Consider the following 3,475-nt stretch of genomic DNA (forward strand, 5'->3'; position numbering starts at 1 on the left):
GGCCTGGGCTTTCCCTTTGAGGCCTCCATCCGCTCCCTGTTGCCCCTGGTCGATGAATTCGTCGTGGCCGTGGGCAAGGGCGAGGACGACACGCTGGAACGCGTCAAGGCCATCAACGACCCGAAAATCCGAATCATCGAAACACTGTGGAACGAACGCATGGCAGACCGCGGTTTTGTTTATGCGCAGCAAAAAATGATCGCCCAATACTCCTGCACCGGCGATTGGGCGTTCTACCTGGAGGGCGATGAAGTGGTACACGAAGGCGAGCTTGCCGCCATTCGGGCCAGTGTTGAGCGCCATCACTTCAATCCCGCAGTCGAAGCGCTGGTGTTTGACTACCATCACTTTTATGGCTCTCCCGACTGGATTTCCATCAGCCCGGGATGGTACCGTCGCGAATGCCGTTTGATCCGCAATACCATTCGAAGCTATGCACCCGATGGCCAGTATTGGCTGGTCACTACACAGCACAAACGGGGGCGTAACCCCCAGGGCGCACTTGCCGGTGCGCACATTTACCACTACGGCTGGATACGGCGCAACGAGGAAATGCAGAAGAAACTGGATCAGGTCAGCAAGTACTGGGGCGAGGCCTCAGCGGCGCAAATCACCTACAGCCAGTTTGATCGCCGCGCGCTCGCCCCTTTTAAGGGCACGCACCCCCAGGCGGTGCAGGAATGGCTGGCCACTGAGGCTGAACCGGTCCTGAACATCGACCCGGCCTACAAGCCCACGCCCAAGGAAAACAAATACCACTTCATGCGGCAGGTGGAAACGCTGACCGGGCTGGATTTCAGCCGCAAGCATTTCAAACTGGTGGCTTGACCCACCTGACGGCTTCAGGAACCCGCGATCTTTGCCGCCACAGCTGAAAGGTACAGCGCCTCCTGCTGCAGCGCGATTTCACGCCACTGGTAGTGTGCGGCAAAGGCCACGGCGCCGTCCGCCAGCGTTTCCCGCAACGTCGCCTGGGCAAGCAAATCGCCCAACGCCCGCGTCAGTTCACCCGCATCCCGGGGATCGTCCAGCATCAAGGCATTCACACCCTGGCTCAGCAGGCCGGAAATACCGCAGTAATTCGGCCCGCTGACCACCACCGGCAGGCCGTGGGCCATGGCCTCCAGCACCACCATCGCAAAAGTGTCCTCGAAGGTGGGGTGCACCAGGATATCGGCGGCCTCGTAGGCCGGGCTGACGTCCTTGAGCGCACCCAGGAAAAACACCCGTGCACCGAGTTTGAGTGTTCCGGCAAGTGCGCGGAATTCGGCAATATGCGCAGGGTTACCCACCACCGCCAGCACCACATCGGCTGGCAGCCGCGTCATGGCTTGCAGCAAGGCCTCCAGGCCCTTCTTGCGGTAATCGTTGCCCACAAACAGCAGGCAGGTGCCCTCTGCCGGCAACCCCAGTAGCGCCCTCGCCTGGCGTTTGCGATCAGYGTTCATCGAGYTGGGCAGCGTGATCCCCGGCGTGATCACTGAAATCGCGGCGCTGCTGTCCGGGTAAGCAGCCGCCATGATGGGCCGCAGGCTTTCGGACGTCACCACCACTTGCCGGCCCGGGCGCGGGATATAGCGCGCGCGCTCCAGTGCCAGGTAAGCCAGCAGGCGCGGGCTGGTCACGACCTTGATCCAGCGCAAGAAGCGGCGAAGGCCGCGGCGTCCCTGGAACAGGCTGTGTTTGACCGGCATCACGTGCACCGTCTGCACCTCGCCGTGCCAGGTGTTTTCATGCGAGTGCACCACGTCGAAGCCGTGCCGTGTCGCCCACCAGGTGGCCGTGGCAAACCACAGCTGATTCACCCAGCGCGGCTTGCGCAGCGGGGAAGAGACCTTGTGGTAAGTCACACCGGGCCACTTGTGGTCGATGTCCTGCGCGAACACATGCATCTCGTGCCGGGCCGAGAGCTGCTCGACGAGGGCGATGGAATAGCGCTCTGCGCCGCCGCCGGTGGGCGAGAAGGTTCGGTTGAAGACGGCGACGCGCAGTTTCCTGGAGGAAGAATCAGGCGGGCTCATTTTTTCCGGCGGTCCTCGTAGGCCGTTGCGATCTTGAGCCAGAACACCGGCAAGGTGGTCGAGCGCAGCACCGGCACCCGCGGCAGCTGCAGCAGGTTCATGCCAGCATGGCAGCGGCTGCGCTGCGTGGTGGTGGCGGTGGCAAACCCCAGCTCCCGAACCAGCTCGACGTGCCTGGCCTCGTAGTGGCCGTAGGGATAGCAGAAATGCTCGACCGGCCGGGCCAAGACGGCCTCCAGCCCGGTCTTTCCCAGCACCATCTCCTCGCGGCAGCCCGGCTCGTCGGTTTCCATTAGATTGACATGGCTGTGGGTGTGCGAGCCTATCTCCTGCCCGCCCGCCACCCATTGGCGGATCTCGGCCTCGTCCATCAGCGGGGTCTGCGGGATGCCTATGCCCCCGTCCCAGATATTGGTTTTCCCGAGCAGACCGCTGACTGCATAACAGGTCGACGAAAAGCCCTGCTTCACCAGCACCGGCAGGGCTTGGGTCAGGTTGTTGCGGTAACCGTCGTCAAATGTGATGCCAACCACCTTGCCGCTACGCTCGCCGCGCAGGTAAGGCAGCAGGCCGCTCATCGAAACGCCCGTGTAGCCCAGTCGCTTGAGCCAGGCCATTTGCCGCGCGAAAGCCGCGGGTGCCACATAGAGCCCGCGAAACGGACTGCTGCCCTTGGGCGGAGCCTCGGCAATCTGGTGGTAGACCAGGATGGGAATGGGTTGGCGGTTCTGGCTGAACATTGAAAGAGGCATGAAGGTCACAGCAGCACGATGTCGTATTGTTCCTGAGCCATCGCCGCTTCCGCCTGCAGGGAAATGGGTTTACCGATGAAGTCGCTCAGGCTGGCCAGGTGCTGGCTTTCTTCGTCGAGGAAAAGTTCAATCACCTTGGGCGAAGCCACCACCCTGAATTCGCGCGGGTTGAACTGCCGCGCTTCGCGCAGGATTTCGCGCAGGATGTCGTAGGTCACGCTCCGCGCCGTTTTAACCACGCCTTTGCCCATGCAAGCGGCGCAGGGCTCACAAAGCTGATGGGCCAGCGATTCGCGGGTGCGCTTGCGCGTCATCTCCAGCAGGCCCAGCGCAGAAAAACCGTTGACACTGGTCTTGATACGGTCTCGTGAAAGCTGTTTTTGAAATTCGGTCAGCACCGCATCTCGGTGGTTTTCCTTGATCATGTCGATGAAATCAACGATCACAATGCCGCCAAGATTGCGCAGGCGCAGCTGTCGGGCAATCGCCTGCGATGCCTCCAGGTTGGTCTTGAAAATCGTGTCGTCGAAGTTGCGGGCGCCGACAAATCCGCCGGTATTGACATCGACGGTTGTCAGCGCTTCCGTCTGGTCGATGATCAGATAACCGCCTGACTTGAGATCGACCCGCCGGCCCAGTGCTTTGGCAATTTCCTCGTCAATGTTGAACAAGTCAAAAATAGGACGTTCGCCGCCGTAGTGC

4 protein-coding genes are annotated in these 3,475 nt (G+C 61.4%); 1 reads left to right on the forward strand and 3 read right to left on the reverse strand.

Annotation, left to right across the window (positions count from 1 at the left end):
- On the forward strand, positions 1-828 hold an 828-nt coding region (locus tag AC1D1P_RS18125; protein WP_477673919.1), incomplete at its 5' end, for a glycosyltransferase family protein.
- A 14-nt stretch (positions 829-842) separates the two neighbouring features.
- Here the strand turns inward: AC1D1P_RS18125 and AC1D1P_RS18130 are convergent.
- The 3 genes from AC1D1P_RS18130 to AC1D1P_RS18140 form a co-directional block, all read right to left on the reverse strand.
- Positions 843-2,021, reverse strand: coding sequence for a glycosyltransferase family 4 protein (locus tag AC1D1P_RS18130; RefSeq protein ID WP_477673920.1), 1,179 nt, complete (start codon positions 2,019-2,021; stop codon positions 843-845).
- Positions 2,018-2,773 carry a polysaccharide deacetylase family protein gene (locus AC1D1P_RS18135; RefSeq protein ID WP_477673921.1) on the reverse strand — a complete coding sequence of 252 codons (756 nt, stop codon included), beginning with the start codon at positions 2,771-2,773 and terminating at the stop codon, positions 2,018-2,020. Before AC1D1P_RS18135 ends, AC1D1P_RS18130 begins: the two co-directional genes overlap by 4 nt.
- A 5-nt stretch (positions 2,774-2,778) precedes the next feature.
- The coding region (locus AC1D1P_RS18140) for a ribonuclease E/G (protein WP_477673922.1) at positions 2,779-3,475 on the reverse strand (697 nt) is incomplete at its 5' end.

This window comes from Polaromonas sp. P1_E1_2, from assembly GCF_056406035.1.